This window comes from Acidimicrobiia bacterium (genome assembly GCA_040880805.1).
GTDB lineage: Bacteria > Actinomycetota > Acidimicrobiia > IMCC26256 > DASPTH01 > DASPTH01.
Map to the genome: position 1 here is coordinate 80,740 of JBBDHW010000029.1, position 18,651 is coordinate 99,390.

Below are 18,651 nucleotides of genomic sequence, written 5' to 3' on the forward strand. Positions count from 1 at the left end.
TGCCGAGGTTCTCCTACTTGCTCGACGTGACCTTGTAGCTCTTGGTCGAGCACGCGTAGGGCTCGACCGTCTCCCACACGGTGCCGGTGCTCAGGACCGACGCTGAGCAGGACGGCGTGGGCTTCACCGTGGAGTCGGGATACTTCGTCGGCCCGAACAGGCCCTTGATCCCGAACGTCGTCTTCGCGGCGACGGCCTGGACGTTCTCGGGCGTGATCGGCTTCTTCGCCTTCTGCACACCCTTGATCGCCTGGATCAGCATGTCGGCCGCGAAGTACGAAGCCGCGATGTCGGACGAGATCTTCGTGCCGGGCTTGTACGCCTCGATGGCGGCCTTCATCTTGGTGGACGCCGGGCTCGTGTCATTGAGGGGCAGGAACGCCACACTCGAAAGGCTGTTCGCCATCGGCTTGACCAGGATGTCCGAGTAGAGAGGGCTCTGGAAGATTCCTTTGAAGCCCGCCGCGACCAACCCTGTGTACACGGGGATGCAGTCGACGGCGAGGAGGCACACCAAGAGGTCAGGTTCTTTGCCGTTGGCCGACGTCATGAGCGTCTGGACGAACGGCGTGACGTCGGGGAGTGGCGGCGGCGGGAGCAAGCCCTCGGCGTACCCGACCTTGAAGCCGGCGCCCTTGTACGCCACCTGCTGGGTCGAGACCGCGATCTTTCCCGAGTCGGTCTCGTTCGAGAAGAGCGAGGCGGTCGGGGTCTTCTTCCCGGTCTTCCCAGTCACGTACTTGTAGGCCTGAAAGCCGTTGTCACCCATGACCTTCGGGTTGCTCGGCAGGAGACAGCCGTTGTAGCCGAAGCCATAGAGCTTCGTGCTCGGGGTGACGCTGTTCACGCAATACGTTGAGTCGAACGCCCAGCCGAAGTACGGCACGTGCTGCTGGTTGAAGTAGTCGCCCGGGTTGTACTGCGAGAAGTCGGGCACGATCGCGAAGACTTCGTCCTGAGTGACGAGCTGGCGCCCAACCGAGAGCGCGGTTGCCGCGTCCTGCTTGTCGTCGATGTAGTTCGTGTACTCGAACGTGACGTTCTTGACTTCCTTGTTCGTGTTTGCCAGCTGGAACCGGGCCTGGGCGCCGATGTCCCCGTTCGGGAAGTTGTTCTTCAAACCGAAGCCGCCGACCTTCATGGTCGTGCCGTCGTAGCCGCGAACCGAGGACTGCCCTTGTGCGGCTCCGGGCGCAATGAGGATGGAGGCCACAACGGTCAGTACGGCAACGAAGCCGACGCCGGTGACCCGCTTCGTCTTGCGTGTGGACATGTGGAATCCCCCTGATAGGTGTGTGCGACCGCACTCCGGCAGCGCCGCGTACCCTACCGTGGTCGCTCCGGCGAATGTGGGCGCGCGCGGCTGCGCTATTCGGGCAGCCGGAATTCTTGGCCGACCAGTTTTTCGGACAACGCCCAAAGACGCTGGGCTCCCTCGGGATCCCGCGCCCAGGGCGCGTGCTGGTCGGTCACCTGGCAGTCGGCGACATAGGTGCCACCACGGGCCTCGAGCTCAGGGGCGGTGGCCGCCCACACCGTGGTGGCCGCCCCCTGCTCGAGGCTCTTGCGGGGCGGCATGCCGCCCGACGGGCTGCGCTTCGCCCGCTCCTGGAGCGCCGCCATGTCGTCGTGGGTCATGTATCGGCCCAGCTCGGTGGCGATCATGCCGGGGTGGACCGCGTAGGAATGCACGCCACGATCGGAGAGGCGGCGGTCGAGCTCCACGCTGAACAGGATGTTGGCGGTCTTCGACTGGCCGTACGCCCCGAACTTGTCGTACTCGCGGCGCTCGAAGTTGGGGTCGTCCCACACGATGTCGGACCCGACGTGGCCACCCGAGCTGAGGTTCACCACCCGCGACGGCGCGCCGGCCAGGAGCGCGGGGACGAGCAAGCAGGTGAGCATGAAGTGGCCGACGTGGTTGGTGCCGAACTGGAGCTCGAAGCCCTCGGCGGTGTGCTCGAACGGGGTGTACATCACGCCCGCGTTGTTGATCAGCAGCTGCAGCTCGTGGTGCGCGTCGAGATACCAGGCGGCGAACGCGCGCACGCTGTCGAGCGACGTGAGGTCGAGCATGCCGCCTTCGAGCTCGGCGCCGGGCACGCGCTCGCGGATCGAGTCGGCGGCCTCCCGCGTACGCTCGGCGTTCCGTGCGGCGAGGACGACGTGAGCGCCCGCGGCCGCGAGCGCACGAGCGGTCTCCACCCCGATCCCGGCCGACGCGCCCGTGACAACGGCGATCGTGCCGCTCAGGTCGATGCCGTCGATCACGTCGTCGGTGGTGGTCTCGAACCCGTAGCTCATGCGGTCGCTTGCTCCTTGGTCGCGTCCTTGATCACGGCGACGAGCTTCGCGATGCGGTCGTCGGTCGCGGCGTAGCCGGGGAAGTAACAGCACACGCGCTGCGAGATGGCGCCGAACCGATCGACGATCTCCTGCGCGCACTCGTCGGGAGTCCCGACGACCGCGAGCGTGCGCACCATCGTGTCGTCGACGAGGCCCGACATCTCTCGCCACTCACCGCGCTTCGACATCGCGTTCAGCTCGGGCTGGAGGTCACCCCACCCTTCGACGTCGAGCACCGGCCGGTACGACGGCGTGGACCCGTAGAACGAAAGAAGCCCCTTCACTCCGTTGGTCGCGGCGACGATCTCATCCTCGGTCTCCCCCATCGCGACAATCGCCTCGCAGATGATCTCGACGTCGCCGGGCTCGCGTCCACCCTTCGCCAACCCACGCGCGACCGCGGGCACCGTGCGCTCCTGCAGGTGGCGCGCGCTGTTGAACGGCATCACCAGTATCCCGTCGGAGACCTCGGCCGCGATCTCGGTCATGCGCGGGCCCAGCGCGCCGACGAGCACGGGCGGCGGGCCGTAGGGATTCGGACCGGGATCGAACGTGGGCGTCATCAACGTGTGCGTCGTGAACTCACCCCGGAAGTCGAGCGGTGCCTCACCCTCCCACGCCGCGAGGATCGCTTTGATCGCGAGCACGATCTCGCGCATCCGCGCTGCCGGTCGCGACCACGTGGCACCGAAACGGCGCTCGATCTGCGGTTTGATCTGGGAGCCGAGGCCGAGCCGGAACCTTCCCTTCGACAGCACTTGCAGGTCGTACGCGGCGTTGGCGAGGTGCATCGGGCTGCGGGAGAACGCGATGGCGACGTTCGACATGAGGTCGACACCGGCGTTCGCGGCCGCGTCGGCCGCCAGCACGAGTGGGAAGAACACGTCGTGCTGGCCCTCGAAGGTGAAGATGCCGTCGACACCGGTGGCCGCGAGCTCGCGCGCTCGGCGGGCCGAGTCGTCGAACGGGCCCGAGAGGAGCACCTCGACCTTCACGCGTCGCCCTTCATGCGTCCTCCCTTGCCACGTCGAAGCGCTCGTAGTAACGGGAAAAGCGCTCGGCGACCTCGGCACGGTCGAGGCCGAAATCGGCGAGCCGGTACGTGTGCGTTCCGTGTACCCCTTGGGGTTGCTCCGCCGAGTGCGCGCGCATCGTCTGTTCCGCTTCCGGCGAGAGCTCGCGTCCGAACGTGCCGTACATGTCGCGCACCGCGCCGACCGGATCGCGGACGAGCTGCTCGTACGGCATGTCGTGGAACACCGAGTTGGGGTTGGCATCACGGAAATCGAGCACGCGGTTGCACATCTCCTCGACGAGCATCGGCCAGTGCTCGGCGATGTACTCGTGGTGGTCAACGTCGCTGAATGTTCCCGTGAGCGACTCGACGAGGCTCAATACGGACGCCACCGCCTTCACCGGGTCGCGATGCGTGACGACGAAGCGCGCGTCCGGGTAGGTGTCGGCGAGCGCGTCCATGTAGAAGCAGTGCACGGGCGTCTTGAGCTGCCAACCGCCGGGATACTGCAACTGCAGCACCTGCAGCACCTGCCGGTGATAGGCGTACGCAGGATGCGCGTCGGCCGCCAGCATCCAGGCGTCGTAGTCGGGCACGTTGAAGCAGGTGGAAAGGCTCGCGGAGAGGAAGTGCTGCGCGAGCAGCACCGAGCACTCGATCGGCTGGTCGGGCGGGTCGTAGTGCATCGCCTTGAAGCCCGGGTTCAGCAGGTCGAGCATGCCGGCGCCCGCGCGCGCGGCCTCGAAGCGCGGATCGGAGTCGTACGAGTCCTTCGTCGGCGGCGGCACCGACTGGCTCGCTTCCCACCCGAGCAGCGACCGGTTCTCGGTGTCGCACGCGAGCAGCTGGCTGAGCGCGGTGGTGCCGGTGCGAGAGAGGCCGACGATCACGATCGGTTCGTGGATCGCGTCGGTCGCGAGCTCGGGGTGCTGCTTGTGCCAGTCGGTGACGCGGAGCCGGTTCGTGAGATTGCCGCGACACTGGCCGTCGAGCACGCCGAGCCCGAGCGGCGTGAGCCCGGCCTGCCTGGTGCCCGAGGCGTAGACGCGCTCGAGCCCGTCGCGGAACGACGGGTGGCCGAAGTCGTCGAGGCCGACCTCGGCCGACACCTCTTCGAGCATGCGGTCGACGGCGGACGTCGTGTCTTCGGCCATGCGAGTCAGTTCCAGTCGGCGAAGTCGCCCAGCACGGCTTCGGTGCGCGCGAGCTCGTCGGGGTCGGCGGTGGTGGGCACGAGGAAGAACTCGTCGGCGCCGGCGTCACGCGCGTTCGCGACCGTGCGACGCAGCGCTTCGGGACCGAAACATGTGGCCATCGACGCCGCGCCCTGTCCGATGGCATCGCCGAAGATCTTCAGGTAGTCGTAGGCGTAGGAACGCAGCTGCTCCTCGGCGTTGTCACCCAACGCGTACCAGATGCTCGACGAGAGGTGCGGCGGTTCGGCGCGGCCGGCGTCGCGCCACGCGTCGCGGATCTGCGTGAACGCGGCGGCCATCACGTCGCGGCTGCCGTCGAGCGTCCACGCGCCGTCGATGCCCGCCGCCCAGCGCGCGGCGCGGGCGATCCCCTTCGGCCCGAAGACTCCGGCGATGAGCGGAGGGCCGCCCTTCTGCACCGGTGGAGGACCGACGGGGTCGCCACCCTCGAAGGGGGGCTCGCCGCTCCAGATGCGCCGCATGGTCGCCACCTGCTCGTCCATGCGCGGGAAGCGGCGCGCAAACGACGCGTTGATGGCGCGGTAGTCCTGCTCGCGTCCTCCGATACCGACACCCATGGTGAGGCGCCCGCCCGAGAGCACGTCGACCGACGCCATCTGCTTCGCGACGGCGACGGCATCGTGGGCAGGCAGGATCACGATCGTCGTCCAGAGCCGCACTCGTTCGGTGAGCGCGGCGGCGGCCGCGAGCTGCACGGTGATGTCATGGCTCGTGTAGGTGATGCGCTCGGGCACCGCGAGGCTCGTCCACAGGCGCCCTTCGTCCACGCCTCGGCACCAGCCGAGCACGTCGGGGCGCGTGTGCGGGAGCATCGTGGGCAGCGTCATGGACAGGTTCACAAGTCGGGAAGGTATGGTCCCCTCCCGACGACCGCAAGACGGGAGCCCATGCGATGAAGCCAATGCGATGAAGCTGGGGGTCGTGTTCGGGTATTGGGGTGCCTCACCGCGTCCCGGGTTCGTGGAACTGGCACAAGACGCCGAGCGTCTGGGCTACGACTCCGTGTGGGTGGCGGAGTCATGGGGCAACGACGCGTTCACCTTCGGCGCATGGGTCGCCGCGCACACCGAGACCATCAAGATCGGTACGGGCGTGGTGCAGCTCGCGGCACGTACGCCCACCGCGACGGCAATGGCCGCGGTGACGCTCGACCACCTGTCGAACGGCCGTCTGATTCTCGGGCTCGGCGTGTCGGGGCCCCAAGTCGTCGAGGGGTGGTACGGGCAACCCTCGAACAAGCCGCTGGCGCGCACGCGCGAGTACGTCGAGGTGATCCGGCGCGCGCTCCGGCGCGAGGGTCCCCTCGAGTTCGACGGTGAGTTCTACCCGCTGCCCTACCGCGGGCCCGGCAGCGTCGGGCTGGGTAAGCCACTCAAGATCATGACCCACCCGTTGCGCTCCGAGATCCCGATCTACCTCGGCGCCGAGGGACCCAAGAACGTCACGCAGACCGCTCAGATCGCCGACGGCTGGCTCCCGCTCTACTACTCGCCCTACCGGCAGGAGGTGTACGCAGACCAACTCGAGGGCGCGAAAGAAGGCTTCGGCATCGCGGCGCTCGTGAACATCGCCGTCACCGACGACGTGAGCGCCGCGCTCGCCGGCGTGCGGAGCGGGCTCGGGTTCTACATCGGTGGGATGGGCGCGAAGGGGCAGAACTACCACACCAAGCTCATGGCGCGAATGGGCTACGAGGAAGAGGCATATCGCGTGCAGGACCTCTTCTTCGAGGGCAAGCGCGAGGAAGCGATCGCAGCGGTGCCCGAGGAGTTCGCCGACGAGATCTCGCTGGTCGGGCCGCCGTCGCGCATCCGCGAGCGGTTGGAGGCGTGGCGCGCGAGCCCGGTGACCACGTTGTTGGTCGGCGGCCGTGACGCCGAGCAGCTGAAGGTCATCCGCGACCTGGTGCTCGAGTAGCGGTCATGGCAACGGTCACGGTCGAGGACGTCGCGACGCACGTCAAGCAGATCACGCTCAACCGGCCCGAGCGGCTCAACGCGCTCAACTTCGAGCTCACCGCCGAGTTGCACGACGCGCTCGACGCGGTGGGCACCGACTCGGAGTGCCGCGTCGCCATCCTCACCGGGGCCGGCCGGGGCTTCTGCGCCGGCCTCGACCTCAAGGACTTCGGCACGCCGCCTGCGCCGGGCGAGCACCCGCACGTCCACGCGGGGATCGGCGGCCAGGAGTTCATGGCCAACCTCACCGTGCACATGCGATCGACGCCGCAGATCATCGTCGCCGCGGTGAACGGTCCCGCGTACGGCGGCGGGCTCGGGATCGCGGCCGCCGCCGATCTCCGGATCGCCGGGGAGTCGGCCACGTTCTGCTCCGCATTCATCCGCACCGGGCTCACCGGCACCGACATCGGAGTGAGCTACACGCTCCCCCGCCTGCTCGGCGCGTCGCGCGCGTTCGACCTCATCGTGACCGGTCGCACCGTCGACGCGATCGAGGCCGAGCATCTCGGTCTCGTGTCCCGCGTGGTGCCCGACGACGCGTTGCACGACGAGGCGATCACGCTCGCGTCGCAGATCGCGGGCTACACCGCGATCGGTCTCCGCATGACCAAGGAGGTCATGTGGGCCAACCTCGACGCGCCGAACATGGCTGCTGCGATCGCGCTCGAGAACCGCAACCAGACGATCGCCGGGCGAACCCCCGAGGTGCAGGCACACATGGACGCGTACCGCGCACCCAGGAGGGGTTGATCCTACCGATGGCACGCCACATGTACCACGACGTCGCGATCGCCGGTGTGTTCAACACGAAGCAGGCGCGCGTGCTCGAGGGGCACGACTCGCGGTCCATCACGTTCGACGCCGGCGTCGGCGCGATCGACGACGCGGGGCTGACGATCCGCGACATCGACGGCGTGATGGGCCAGGGCGGCAACGACTTCCTGTACCAGGCCCGCCTCGGACCAGTGTGGCGCTCGGCGTCGGGCTTCGGCATCCCCGGGATCCTCGACGCCGCGGGCGCAATCGCCGCGGGTCAGACGACAACCGTGCTCGTGAGCGCGGGATCGGCCGGCGTGTACACGGAGCGCTCGTCCACCGCGCCGTGGACCCGGCCCGCGAACGAGTTCGTCGCTCCGTTCGGCATGTTCACCGCCGCCGAGTTCGCCCTGATGGCGCGGCGGCATATGCACCTGTACGGCACCAAGCCAGAGGCGCTGGCCGCCGTCTCCGCGACGATCCGCAACAACGGGCACGTCAACCCCGAGGCCGTCTACTTCGGGCGCGGACCGTTCACGCCCCAGGACGTTCTCGACAGCCGGATGGTTGCCGACCCGTTCCACCTCCTCGACTGCTCGATGACGTCGGAAGGCGGGTGCGCGCTCCTGCTGACGACTGCGGAGCGCGCCCGCGACCTCCCGAAGCCGTCCGTCGTCATCCTCGGCGGCAGCACCGACCACTACGGGCCTGCGTACCAACATCCGCCGGCGTGGGATCTCGGCGGCAACAAGCGCGCCGATCTGGTCGCGGGGATGGTGGGCCGCCGGGCCGCCGAGGTCGCGTTCGCGATGGGCGGGCTCGGCCCCGACGACGTCGACGTGTGCGAGTTCTACGACCCCTTCTCGTTCGAGATCATCCGGCAGTTCGAGGCGTTCGGCTTCTGCAAGGAAGGCGAAGGCGGCGACTTCGTGCTCGACGGCACCATCGAGCCCGGGGGCCGGTACCCGATCACCACCGACGGCGGCCTCATGTCGTTCAGCCACGGTGGCGCCATGGTGCAACTGCTCCAGCGCGTCATCCGCGGCGTGCAGCAGGTGCGCGGCGAGTGCGCGACCCGGCAGGTCGAAGGCGCCGAGGTTGCGCTGTGTACGGGAGGTGGCGCGGGTGCGCTCTTCACCGACGTGCTCCTCCTCGGCAAGGATTCCGCGTGACCCTGCTCGTGCCGCAGACCGGCGAGATCAGCGGTCCCTACCCGAGCGAGCTCTCGCAGCCGTACTGGGACGGCTGCGCGCGCGGCGAGCTGCGGTTCCAGCGCTGCGCGTCGTGCGGCCTCGCGACGCATACGCCCGCGTTGATCTGCGCGCACTGCACGTCGCGGGAGCTCGCGTGGGAGGCGAGTGCGGGCACCGGTTCGGTGTACAGCTGGACCACAGTCTGGCGTCCGCAGACGCCCGCGTTCGTCGTGCCGTACCAGCCCATCATCGTTGACGTCGACGAAGGATTTCAGATGTTGTCGAACCTGGTCGGATGCGAGCACGACGCCGTCCACATCGGCATGCGCATAACCGTCGAGTTCCACACCATCGCCGACGGCACGATGCTGCCCTACTTCCGACCGAAGGTGTGAGGTTCGCGAACATGCCGGTGCCCGACCACGTTGCGATCGCCAACCTCGTGTACCGCTACGCGGAGCTGATCGACGCGGGCGACTTCGACGGCATCGGCGAGCTGTTCGCCGACGCGGTGATCACAGCCGTTGGCTCCGACGTGTCGTGGCGCGGCGGTCAGGCGATCACCGAGATGTACGTCGACGGCACACGCCGCTACCCCGACGGCACGCCGCGCACGAAGCACGTCACCACGAACCTCGTGATCGATGTCGACGACGCGCGCGAGCTCGCGACCTGTCGCTCGTACTTCACGGTGCTGCAGCAGACCGATGGGGTGCCGCTCCAGCCGATCATCGCCGGCCGCTACCACGACGAGTTCCGCCGCGCCGTCCAGTGGCACTTCACGCGCCGCCACATGATCGTCGACCTCGTCGGCGACCTCTCCCAACACCTCCTCTTCGAATATCGCCGCCCCGACTGACCACGAACCTGCGTCACCTGTGGGCGCTCTACGACCATGAACGACGCAAGTTGGAGAGGGTGGCGCTAGCGGTGCGCTTCCCACACGCGGCGAAGGCCGTCCCTCCAACCCACCGTGCACGGGCCGGTGAACGACGCGCGCTTCGCATCGCTTGCGATCGAGCCGCGCAACGTACCGGGAGTCTCGATGACGTTCACGACCGCGTCCTTTCCCGTGAGCTCGCCCATGTAGCTCGCCCACTCCTGCACGGCCACGCCCTCGTCTCCCGCCCAGTTCACGACGGTCGCGGGCACGCCGGCCGCGTCCAGCAGCGCCTCCGTCTGCGCGTTGATGTCGTCCTGGTGGATGAGGCTGTACGGGCACGGGTCCCAGCGCGTCGTGATCGGGTTCCCCGTCGCGATCGCGTCGAGGTGCATCGTGGGCAAGCCGCCATTCGGCCCGTACGACGCGTTCATGCGCGCGATCACCACCGGCAGGTCGAGCGAACGCGCGCAGTACCGCGCGACGGCCTCCTGCGCGATCTTCGACATCGAGTACGTCGGCGAATGCGCGGCGTTCACCTCGCCGATCGGATCAGTCTCGAGGAACACGTGCAACGGATCCTCTTGCGGGCGGTACACCGAGTGCGTCGACATCACCAACGCCCCCTTCGCCGTGCGGCAATGTGCGAGCAGGAGCCCGGTACCTTCGGCGTTCACGCGTATGGCGTGGTCGAAGTCGAGGCCGGGGCCCATGAACGCGGCGAGATGCAGCACGTACGTGAAATCGTCGGGCAACTCCGAGAAGTCGCCGTCGCCGACGTCGCACACGAGGGTAGTCACCCCGATCGCGTCGACCTGTTCCCGCGTCGCGGGATCACCGAAGCGCGCGATCCCCCATACCTCGTTGTCACGGGCGAGATACTCCGCGAGCGGGAACGCGATCTGACCGGCCGGGCCGGTGAGCAGGATCTTCTCGCCAGTGAGCATGCGCTCAGGTGGCGACGGACCCGAAGTCGGCGAAGCCGCTCGGCGCGTGCCGGCCCACGTTGGTGTGCTCGAACAGTCCGTAGCCCTCGGCGCCGTTGCACGTGGCCTTGGCGACGTGGTCGAGCAGGCCGAAGCCGAGCCGAGCGAGGATCTCCGGATCGTTCAGGTCGTAAGTGACGCGGTCGACCCAGCCCTCGCCCATCCAGCGGCCGTGGTTCCAGTCGTCACCGCCGTAGCCCGAACCGAGACCGAGCGCGACGAACCCGAGCGTCTCGAACTCGACGTCGAACGGCTTGTGGCTCTCGTCGCGCACGTGCATCACTGCACGCTCCGGATGACGCGTGCCCGATCGGTACGAGATCTCCACCTCGGGCCATCCGAGTTGCTCGACGCGTCCGTCGGGCCACACACGCACGGCTTCGTTGATCCCGCGGTTGCCGTCGGCGTCTTCCTGTGCGATCGCGAAGAAGAAGAAGTCGTCGAAGCGCGTGGGCGTGTAGAGCCACCAGAAGCTGCGGCCTCCGGGAGTCTCGTCGGGCCGACCGGGCGGGGGTTGCTCGCCCACGGGGCGGATGCCCCACGAACGGTCACGGCACCCGACCCACACGTCGGGCGAGACCTCCCACTCCGCGTCGTCGACCTTCATCCAGCCTTCCCACGTGCCCGCCTGCGCGAAGCGCGCCGCGTCGAGGATGATGCGGCCGCCGGCGCGTGTCTGGTGCCGGGGCTCCTCGTGCGCGGGGAACGAGGCGTTCCACGTGAGGTCGAAGGTAATCCCCTGGTCCTTCGCGTCGCACGTGAGGCGGAGCTTCTGCAGCGGTTCGAGCACCTCGATGCGGTACGGGCCGACTTCTTGGACCATGCGGTTGTCACCCAACGCGTCCGACATGCGCACCGCCACCTGCTTGCCCGGCGTCGCGACGGTCGCATACGCGTCGATCACGCCGAGGTTCGGGTACACCCCGAGCCCGGTCACGAGGAACACCTCGCCGGAGCGATCCTGCGCGTTCCAGTACGAACGGTCGTACGAGTTGCGGTCGCTCGACTCCATATAGCGCATGGACATCGGCACCTGGTGGACGGGGTAGTCGTCGAGCGGGACGGGCACGGCAGTCCTCCTGGGTCGCTTCCGTTGTCGCGGTCAGGTCAACGCATCACGAGGCCGCCGTCGGCAGCCAGTACTTCACCGGTGATGAAGCTTCCGGCGTCGGAGACGAGCAGGAGCGCGGGCCCCACCATCTCGTCGGCGTGGGCGGCGCGCGCCATCGGGGCGGCCTTCGCCATGATCTCCTGATACTCGGGCGGGTTGTTCCGAACCATGTCGGTGTCGACGGTGCCCGGTGCGAGCGCGTTCACACGGATACCGAATGGTGCCCACTCGCGTGCCATCGCACGGGTGAAGGCGTGCATGCCGGCTTTCGCGGCCGAGTACATCGAGACGTTGGTCGACGCGAGGAACGCACCTGCGGAGAGCACGTTCACCACCGCCGCGCACGGGCTCTCCTTCAGATACGGGAGCGCAGCCTGGATGAGGAAGATGGGCCCGCGCAGGTTCACGCCGAACGACTTCTCCCACGCCTCGGGCGTGAACTCCCCGAGGGGCTGCGTGAGCGCGTTCGCGGCGTTGTTCACGACGATGTCGAGACGTCCGAAACGGTCGACGGTCGCGTCGACGAGCTCCTGCACCCCCGCCAGTTCGCCCATGTGGGTGGCAACGCCCAGCGCCTCTCCGCCCATGGATTCGAGGTGGGCCTGGGTCTCGGCGCAGGCGTCGGCCTTGCGGCTCGCGACGACGACTTTGGCGCCCGCGGACACGTAGCCCTCGGCGATGGAACGGCCGATGCCGCGCGTTCCCCCGGTGACGATGGCGACCCGGTCGGTGAGGTCGAACAGCGTCGCCAGCTTCTCCTTGTCCATCGCGCCGCATCGTGACCGACCCCCTGTCGCGTTGTCAACGCGGGACACTCCTGGGACACTTGACCGATGACGGACTTCTCAGAACGGTACGGGTCCTGGGCACTGATCGCGGGCGCGTCGATGGGGATCGGCCGGGCGTTCTCCCACGAGGCCGCGCGGCGCGGCCTGAACGTGGTGATGCTCGCCCGGGGCGAGGACCTGCTGCGCCAGACCGCCACCGAGGTCAGAGGGGAACACGGCGTCGAGACACGTCCGGTCGTCGCCGACCTCGCCGATCCCGCGATCGGGACGGTCGTCGCCGACGCCACCGCGGATGTCGAAGTCGGTCTCCTCGTCTACAACGCGACCATCGCCATGCACGGGCGCTTCCTCGACGTTCCGCTCGAGGACCAGCTCGCGAGCGTGGCGGTGAATTGTGCGACGCCGATCGTCCTCGTCAATCTCTTCGGCAAGCCGATGGTCGAGCGCGGGCGCGGCGGGATCGTGCTCGTCGGCTCGAATGGTGGTATTGCGGGCGCGATCAACTTCGGCACCTACAACGCGGGCAAGGCGTTCGAGTGGATCCTCGGCGAAACGCTGTGGGCCGAGTTGGGCGACGAAGGCGTCGACGTCACCACGATCCTGGTCGGCCCCACGCTCTCGCCCAACTACGCCGCGTTCCAGGCCACACTCGACCCCGCCCTGGCCGGCAATCGCGAGTCGGACGATCCGCTCGACCGCGCCCGCGCTCGGCTGCTGTACCCGTCGTCGCCGGAGGAGGTCGCCGTCGCGAGCTACGACCAGCTCGGCGCCGGGCCGGTGTGCTTCTCGCATCCCGACGACGAGTTCATCGCCGGGGCCACGTTGGCCTTGCCCCGCGACGAGGCCGTCGCCGTCTGGCGCGGCTTGCAGGAGACCGCCACCCGCACACCCGATCGCATCGCCCGCTAGGGGAAAGTGTCGTACCCATGGGGTTGAATAGGCACCGATGACTTCCCCGTCACGGCAGCTCACGCTGGGGCCCACGGTCGCGGGTGATCCGCACCCGGCGCTGGCCGGGTTCCACCCTGCCGTCGCGGAGTGGTTCCGGCGCCGCTTTCCCGAAGGGCCCACCACACCGCAGGCGGAGGGCTGGCCCCGCATCGCCGCGGGCCACGACACGCTGATCGCCGCGCCCACCGGGTCAGGCAAGACGCTCAGCGGGTTCCTCGTGTGCATCGACCGCCTGTACCGCGCGCACGAGCAGGGCGAGGAGATCGAGGGCTCGACACGGGTCGTCTACGTGTCGCCCCTGAAGGCGCTCGCCGTCGACATCGCCGAGAACCTCGAGCGGCCGCTCGCCGAGATCGCCGCCGTCGCCGCGGAGATCGGTTTCGACGCGCCCAAACTGCGCGTGGCCGTCCGCACCGGCGACTCCACCAGCTCCGAGCGCGCCGCGATGCTGCGCCGGCCGCCGAGCTTCGTGGTCACCACGCCAGAGTCGCTGTACTTGCTCGTCACGAGTGCGCGCGGACGCGAGCTGCTGAAGACCGTCGAAACGATCATCGTCGACGAGATCCACGCGGTCGCGCGCGACAAGCGCGGCGCGCACCTCGCGCTCACGCTGGAACGGCTCGAAGCCATCTGCGACCGGCCACCGCAACGCGTCGGCCTCTCCGCGACTCAGCGACCGGTCGAGACCATCGCTCGGTTGCTCGTCGGCACCCGGCCCATCCCGCAGATCGTGGACGCCGGCCACCAACGCAATCTCGACCTCGCGCTCGAGCTCCCCGAAGGTGAGCTCGAAGCCGTCATGTCCGCCGAGCAGATGGGGGACGTGCTCGACCGGATCGCCGAGCTCGTGGGCGAACACCGCACCACGCTCGTGTTCGTCAACACGCGCCGACTCGCCGAGCGGCTCGCCCATCAGCTCGGTGAGCGCCTCGGTGACGGTGCAGTTTCCGCGCACCACGGCAGCCTCTCGAAGGACCGCCGCTACCGGGTGGAGACTCGCCTCCGCGCCGGTGACCTGCGCGCCCTCGTCGCCACCGCGTCGCTGGAGCTCGGCATCGACATCGGCCCGGTCGAGCTCGTGTGCCAGATCGGCTCACCTCGCAGCATCGCCACCTTCCTCCAGCGCGTCGGCCGCTCCAACCACAGTCGCGCCGGCACACCGAAGGGTCGGCTGTTCCCGATGACCCGCGACGAGCTCGTCGAGTGCACCGCACTCCTTGCTGCCGTGCGCGCCGGCAAGCTCGACGCCATCCAACTGCCGCGCGTGCCGCTCGACATCCTCGCCCAGCAGATCGTGGCCGAGGTCGGCGCGCAGGAGTGGCGTACCGACGATCTCTTTGCACTCGTGCGGCGTGCCGCGCCGTTCGCCGAGCTCGAGCGCGCCGAGTTCGACGAAGTGGTAGCGCTCGTCTCCGACGGCATCCAGACCGGCCGCGGCACGCGCGGCGCGTATGTACACCACGACGCGATCAACGGCGAGGTACGCGGCCGCAAGGGCGCTCGGCTCGCCGCGCTCACGTCGGGTGGCGCCATCCCCGAGAACGGCGACTACCGCGTGGTCGCCGAGCCCGACGACACCTTCATCGGCACCGTCAACGAAGACTGGGCGGTCGAGTCGATGGCGGGCGACATCTTCCTGCTGGGTACCCACTCCTGGCAGATCCGACGGATCGAAGCCGGGGTGGTGCGGGTGCGAGACGCCGGCGACGCCGCGCCCACTGTTCCCTTCTGGATGGGCGAGGCACCGGCGCGTACCGACGAGCTGTCGGCCGAGGTGTCGGAACTCCGCAAGCGGGTCGACGGCTTTCTCGCGCGTGGCGATCCCGACGGCGCCCGCGCGTGGCTCATCAACACGACCGGCATCGGCCCCGAGGCGGCGACGATGGTCGTCGACTACCTGGCGGTCGGCCGCGCAGTGCTCGGCGCGATGCCCACACTCGACTGTCTCGTGCTTGAACGGTTCTTCGACGAGACCGGTGGCATGCAGCTCGTCGTGCACTCGCCGTACGGCGGGCGCATCAACCGCGCGCTCGGCATCGCGCTCCGCAAGCGCTTCTGCCGCACGTTCAACTTCGAGCTGCAAGCGGCGGCCACCGACAACGCGGTCGTGCTGTCGCTCGGCCCGCACCACAGCTTCCCCCTCGCCGACGTGCCCCGCTATCTGAGCAGCCAGGCGATCGACGACACCCTCGAGCACGCGATCCTCGACTCCCCGATGTTCCAGGCGCGTTGGCGCTGGAACCTCAACCGCTCGCTCATGGTCCTGCGCAACCGCGCCGGGCGGAAGAACCCGCCTCCCATCCAGCGGATGGAGGCCGACGACCTCATGGTGGCGGTGTTCCCGCAGGCCGCGGCCTGCCAGGACAACGCCGTCGGCCCCATCGAGATCCCCGACCACGTGCTCGTCCGCCAGACCATCGCCGACACCCTCTACGAGGGGCTCGATGCCGACGGCCTGCGCGCCCTTCTCGAGCGAATCGAGAACGCCGAGGTCACCGTGCACTTCGCGGAGACCACGGAGCCTTCGGTGCTCTCACACGAGATCCTCACCGCGCGGCCGTACGCGTTCCTCGACGACGAGGAGTTCCAGAACCGCCGCACGAACGCGGTCACGCTGCGACGCGGGTTGTCGGTCGACCTCGCGTCGATCGGCGCGCTCGAACCGGCCGCGATCTCCCAGGTCCACTCCGAGATCAAGCCCGACCCGTCGACGGCCGACGACCTGCACGACCTGTTGAGCTCGCTCGTCGTCACCCGCGCACGCGACGAGTGGCGTGAGTATTGGGACGAGCTCGTCACGCGCGGGCGAGGGCGCGTGCTCCAGCGGGAGGGCATCGAACTCTGGTGTACCACGGAGGCGTCCGGCGACGCCGACCGCGCCATCGCAGGCGAAGAGGGCGCGATCGCCACCGTCTTGCGTGGCCACCTCGAGATCGCCGGCATCACTTCGGTCGACCGGCTCGCCGACGTCACCACGCTGACCGTGTCACGTGTCGAAGCCGGGCTCGCGGTGCTCGAACACGAAGGCTTCGCGTTGCAAGGGCGCTACACCTCCACCACTACTGGGGACGCGCCGGGCACCGAGTGGGTGTCACGGCGCCTGCTCGCTCGCATGCACTCCTACTCGCGACGCACGCGCCGTCAGGGTGTCGAGCCCGCCACCGCGCAAGACTTCATGCGCTTCCTCCTCCGGTGGCAGCACGTCGCGCCCGGCACCCAGCTCGCCGGCGAACCCGGCCTCGCGGCCGCGCTCGAACAGCTCCAGGGCTACGAGGCCGCGGCGGTCGCGTGGGAACCCGACCTGCTTGCGCGCCGTCTCCGCAACTACGACCCCGCCTGGCTCGACCGCCTCTGCCACGACGGCGAGGTCGGTTGGCTCCGGCTCACGCCACGAGCGCGCGACGACGCCAACACCCCTGCCGGCGCCCCGTCGAAGGCCACGCCGATCACCATCGTGTTCCGCAACGATCTGGGTTGGCTGCTGGAAGCGGCTCGGAGTGGCAGTGGCGACCCGGCCGAACCTGCTGTGGGCGCGACTGCCGAGGTGGTCGAGGTGTTGCGCGAGCGCGGGGCGTGCTTCGCCACCGAGCTCGGTGAGGCGACGAACCGTCTCCCTGAAGACATCGAGCGCGCGCTCTGGGACGGCGTCGCGCGCGGCCTGCTCACTGCCGACGGGTTCGGCGCGATCCGCGCCCGTGTGAACGGCAGCCGCAACGGCACCGATGCCCGGCGGCTGTCGCGACTGTTGCGCGGCTCCCGCGCGCCGGGGCCCGCCGCCGGACGCTGGTCACTCGTTCCCGCGACCGGCACCGACATCGACCGCGACGAGCTCGCGGAAGCCGTCGCCGAACTCCTCCTCAACCGCTGGGGTGTGATATTCCGCGACGTCGCCTTCCGCGATTCGGTGCGCTTCCCGTGGCGCGATATCCAGTGGGCGTTGCGCCGGCTGGAAGACCGTGGGCTCGTGCGCGGCGGACGGTTCGTCACCGGCTTCACCGGCGAGCAGTACGCACTCCCCCACGCGCTCGAGCAGCTCGCCCAGGTTCGCAAGCTCGAACGCTCCGGTGAGCGCGTCGTACTGAACGCAACCGATCCCCTCAACCTCGTTGGGGTGGTGGTTCCCGGCACGACGGTGCCGGCGGTCCGCACCCGCCAGGTCGTGTACGTCGACGGCGTCCCCGAGGAGCTCGTTGCCGCCGAGGCGCGCAGCGCGTGAACGCGAGCGAACGGATCCGGCGATCCGTCGAGACCTTGCGCTCGGTGATGCAGTTCCGGCGGATCGAGCTCGATCCCGTCGCGCGGCGCCTCGCGCGCGCCGCCGATATAGCTGACCACCGGAAGATAGCGCGCCGACGGTTACCGCGCGGCGTGTTCGACTACGTCGACGGCGGCGCGGAAGACGAGATCACTCTCACCGCGAACACCGCCGCGTTCCGGCGGATCGAGTTCCGGCCGCGCGTCCTACGCGACGTCGGCACCGTCGACCCGTCGACCACGCTGCTCGGCCGCCCGTTGCCGATACCGCTCGTCCTCGCGCCCACCGGGTTCCCGCGCAGCGTGCATCCCGACGGCGAGCTCGCAACCGCGCGCGCTGCGGCGCGCGCCGCCCTCCCGTACACACTCTCGACGCTGAGCACGTACTCCATCGAGGAGGTCGCCGCCGCGGCCACCGGACCGCACTGGTTCCAGGTGTACGTCTGGCGAGACCGCGGCATGGTCAAGGAGATGATCGAGCGCGCCGCGGCGTCGGGGTACGAGGCGATCGTGGTCACGGTCGACACCGCAGTTCTCGGGCGACGCGAGCGTGACGTGCGTCGCGGCTTCACGATGCCTCCCAAGCTCGGGATCGACACGATCATCGACGGCGCGTTGCACCCGGCCTGGACCTGGCACTTCGTCCGCTCCGATCCGATCCGGTTCGCCAACGTCGTCGGACGCGACGTCGGCGACGGCAGCAGCCCGGTGGCGATCGCCGACTACATCAATACACAATTCGACCCCTCTCTTTCCTGGCGCGACATCGACTGGATGCGCGGAGTCTGGGACGGCCCCATCGTGATCAAGGGCATCCAGACCGTGGCCGACGCCAAGGTCGCGGCCGACGCCGGGGTGGAGGCCATCGCGCTGTCGAACCATGGAGGACGGCAACTCGACTCGTCACCGGCCATCGTCGATCTGGTCGAGCCGGTTGCCGATGTGGTCGGCGATCGGCTCGAGATCATCTGCGACGGCGGCGTGCGGCGCGGCGGCGACATCGTGAAGGCCGTCGCCCGCGGCGCACGCGCGTGCATGGCCGGGCGTGTGCACCTCTACGGACTCGCGGCGGGCGGTGAACGGGGCGTCACGCACGCGTTGGCGATCCTCGATCGCGACGTCCGACGCACGATGGCGTTGATCGGCGCGAGCACCGTCGGCGACATCACGCGCGACCTCGTCTCGTAGGCATA

At 68.9% G+C, this 18,651-nt stretch carries 16 protein-coding genes; 8 read left to right on the forward strand and 8 right to left on the reverse strand.

Features of this window, described 5'->3' with window-relative positions; genetic code table 11:
• Positions 1–13 precede the first annotated feature (13 nt).
• The 5 genes from WD271_07590 to WD271_07610 all read right to left on the reverse strand — a co-directional run bounded on the left by WD271_07590 (position 14) and on the right by WD271_07610 (position 5,417).
• Positions 14–1,273, reverse strand: a complete 1,260-nt coding sequence (locus tag WD271_07590; protein ID MEX1007696.1) for an ABC transporter substrate-binding protein — start codon at positions 1,271–1,273, stop codon at positions 14–16.
• Positions 1,274–1,368: 95 nt separating this feature from the next.
• Positions 1,369–2,304 (reverse strand): SDR family NAD(P)-dependent oxidoreductase, encoded by a 936-nt coding sequence (locus WD271_07595; protein MEX1007697.1) that lies wholly within the window; start codon positions 2,302–2,304, stop codon positions 1,369–1,371.
• Complete coding sequence (locus WD271_07600; GenBank protein ID MEX1007698.1) at positions 2,301–3,341, reverse strand: TIGR03617 family F420-dependent LLM class oxidoreductase; 1,041 nt, start codon at positions 3,339–3,341, stop codon at positions 2,301–2,303. The genes WD271_07595 and WD271_07600 overlap by 4 nt, the downstream gene beginning before the upstream one ends.
• 10 nt (positions 3,342–3,351) lie before the next feature.
• Positions 3,352–4,515, reverse strand: a complete 1,164-nt coding sequence (locus WD271_07605) for a sulfotransferase (GenBank protein ID MEX1007699.1) — start codon at positions 4,513–4,515, stop codon at positions 3,352–3,354.
• Between the two features lie 5 nt (positions 4,516–4,520).
• Positions 4,521–5,417, reverse strand: a complete 897-nt coding sequence (locus WD271_07610; GenBank protein MEX1007700.1) for an LLM class flavin-dependent oxidoreductase — start codon at positions 5,415–5,417, stop codon at positions 4,521–4,523.
• Positions 5,418–5,484: 67 nt separating this feature from the next.
• Here WD271_07610 and WD271_07615 point away from each other — a divergent pair, with 67 nt between their 5' ends.
• The 5 genes from WD271_07615 to WD271_07635 are packed head-to-tail and all read left to right on the forward strand — an operon-like array spanning position 5,485 to position 9,347.
• Positions 5,485–6,495: an LLM class F420-dependent oxidoreductase gene (locus WD271_07615; protein MEX1007701.1), complete on the forward strand. Its 1,011-nt coding sequence runs from the start codon at positions 5,485–5,487 to the stop codon at positions 6,493–6,495.
• Between the two features lie 5 nt (positions 6,496–6,500).
• A complete protein-coding gene (locus WD271_07620; GenBank protein ID MEX1007702.1) occupies positions 6,501–7,289 on the forward strand; it encodes an enoyl-CoA hydratase-related protein in 789 nt (262 codons plus the stop codon).
• Between the two features lie 8 nt (positions 7,290–7,297).
• Positions 7,298–8,467 carry a thiolase family protein gene (locus tag WD271_07625; protein ID MEX1007703.1) on the forward strand — a complete coding sequence of 390 codons (1,170 nt, stop codon included), beginning with the start codon at positions 7,298–7,300 and terminating at the stop codon, positions 8,465–8,467.
• On the forward strand, positions 8,464–8,883 hold the full coding sequence (locus tag WD271_07630; GenBank protein ID MEX1007704.1) for an OB-fold domain-containing protein: 420 nt from the start codon (positions 8,464–8,466) through the stop codon (positions 8,881–8,883). Before WD271_07625 ends, WD271_07630 begins: the two co-directional genes overlap by 4 nt.
• Positions 8,884–8,894: 11 nt before the next feature.
• Positions 8,895–9,347, forward strand: a complete 453-nt coding sequence (locus WD271_07635) for a nuclear transport factor 2 family protein (protein MEX1007705.1) — start codon at positions 8,895–8,897, stop codon at positions 9,345–9,347.
• 65 nt (positions 9,348–9,412) lie between these two features.
• Here the strand turns inward: WD271_07635 and WD271_07640 are convergent, their stop codons facing one another.
• From WD271_07640 to WD271_07650, 3 genes are read right to left on the reverse strand one after another with little or no spacing between them, the layout of a single operon-like run.
• Positions 9,413–10,315, reverse strand: a complete 903-nt coding sequence (locus WD271_07640) for an NAD(P)-dependent oxidoreductase (GenBank protein ID MEX1007706.1) — start codon at positions 10,313–10,315, stop codon at positions 9,413–9,415.
• A 4-nt stretch (positions 10,316–10,319) separates the two neighbouring features.
• Positions 10,320–11,423, reverse strand: a complete 1,104-nt coding sequence (locus WD271_07645; protein ID MEX1007707.1) for a hypothetical protein — start codon at positions 11,421–11,423, stop codon at positions 10,320–10,322.
• A gap of 38 nt (positions 11,424–11,461) precedes the next feature.
• Positions 11,462–12,232, reverse strand: a complete 771-nt coding sequence (locus WD271_07650) for an SDR family oxidoreductase (protein ID MEX1007708.1) — start codon at positions 12,230–12,232, stop codon at positions 11,462–11,464.
• Between the two features lie 66 nt (positions 12,233–12,298).
• On the opposite strand from WD271_07650, the gene WD271_07655 reads away from it, so the two are divergent.
• The 3 genes from WD271_07655 to WD271_07665 are packed head-to-tail and all read left to right on the forward strand — an operon-like array spanning position 12,299 to position 18,646.
• Positions 12,299–13,162: an SDR family NAD(P)-dependent oxidoreductase gene (locus WD271_07655; protein MEX1007709.1), complete on the forward strand. Its 864-nt coding sequence runs from the start codon at positions 12,299–12,301 to the stop codon at positions 13,160–13,162.
• Positions 13,163–13,199: 37 nt separating this feature from the next.
• Entirely contained in the window at positions 13,200–17,420 is a 4,221-nt protein-coding gene (locus WD271_07660) for a DEAD/DEAH box helicase (GenBank protein MEX1007710.1), read from the forward strand.
• On the forward strand, positions 17,417–18,646 hold the full coding sequence (locus WD271_07665; protein ID MEX1007711.1) for an alpha-hydroxy acid oxidase: 1,230 nt from the start codon (positions 17,417–17,419) through the stop codon (positions 18,644–18,646). The genes WD271_07660 and WD271_07665 overlap by 4 nt, the downstream gene beginning before the upstream one ends.
• The last annotated feature ends 5 nt before the right edge of the window (positions 18,647–18,651 follow it).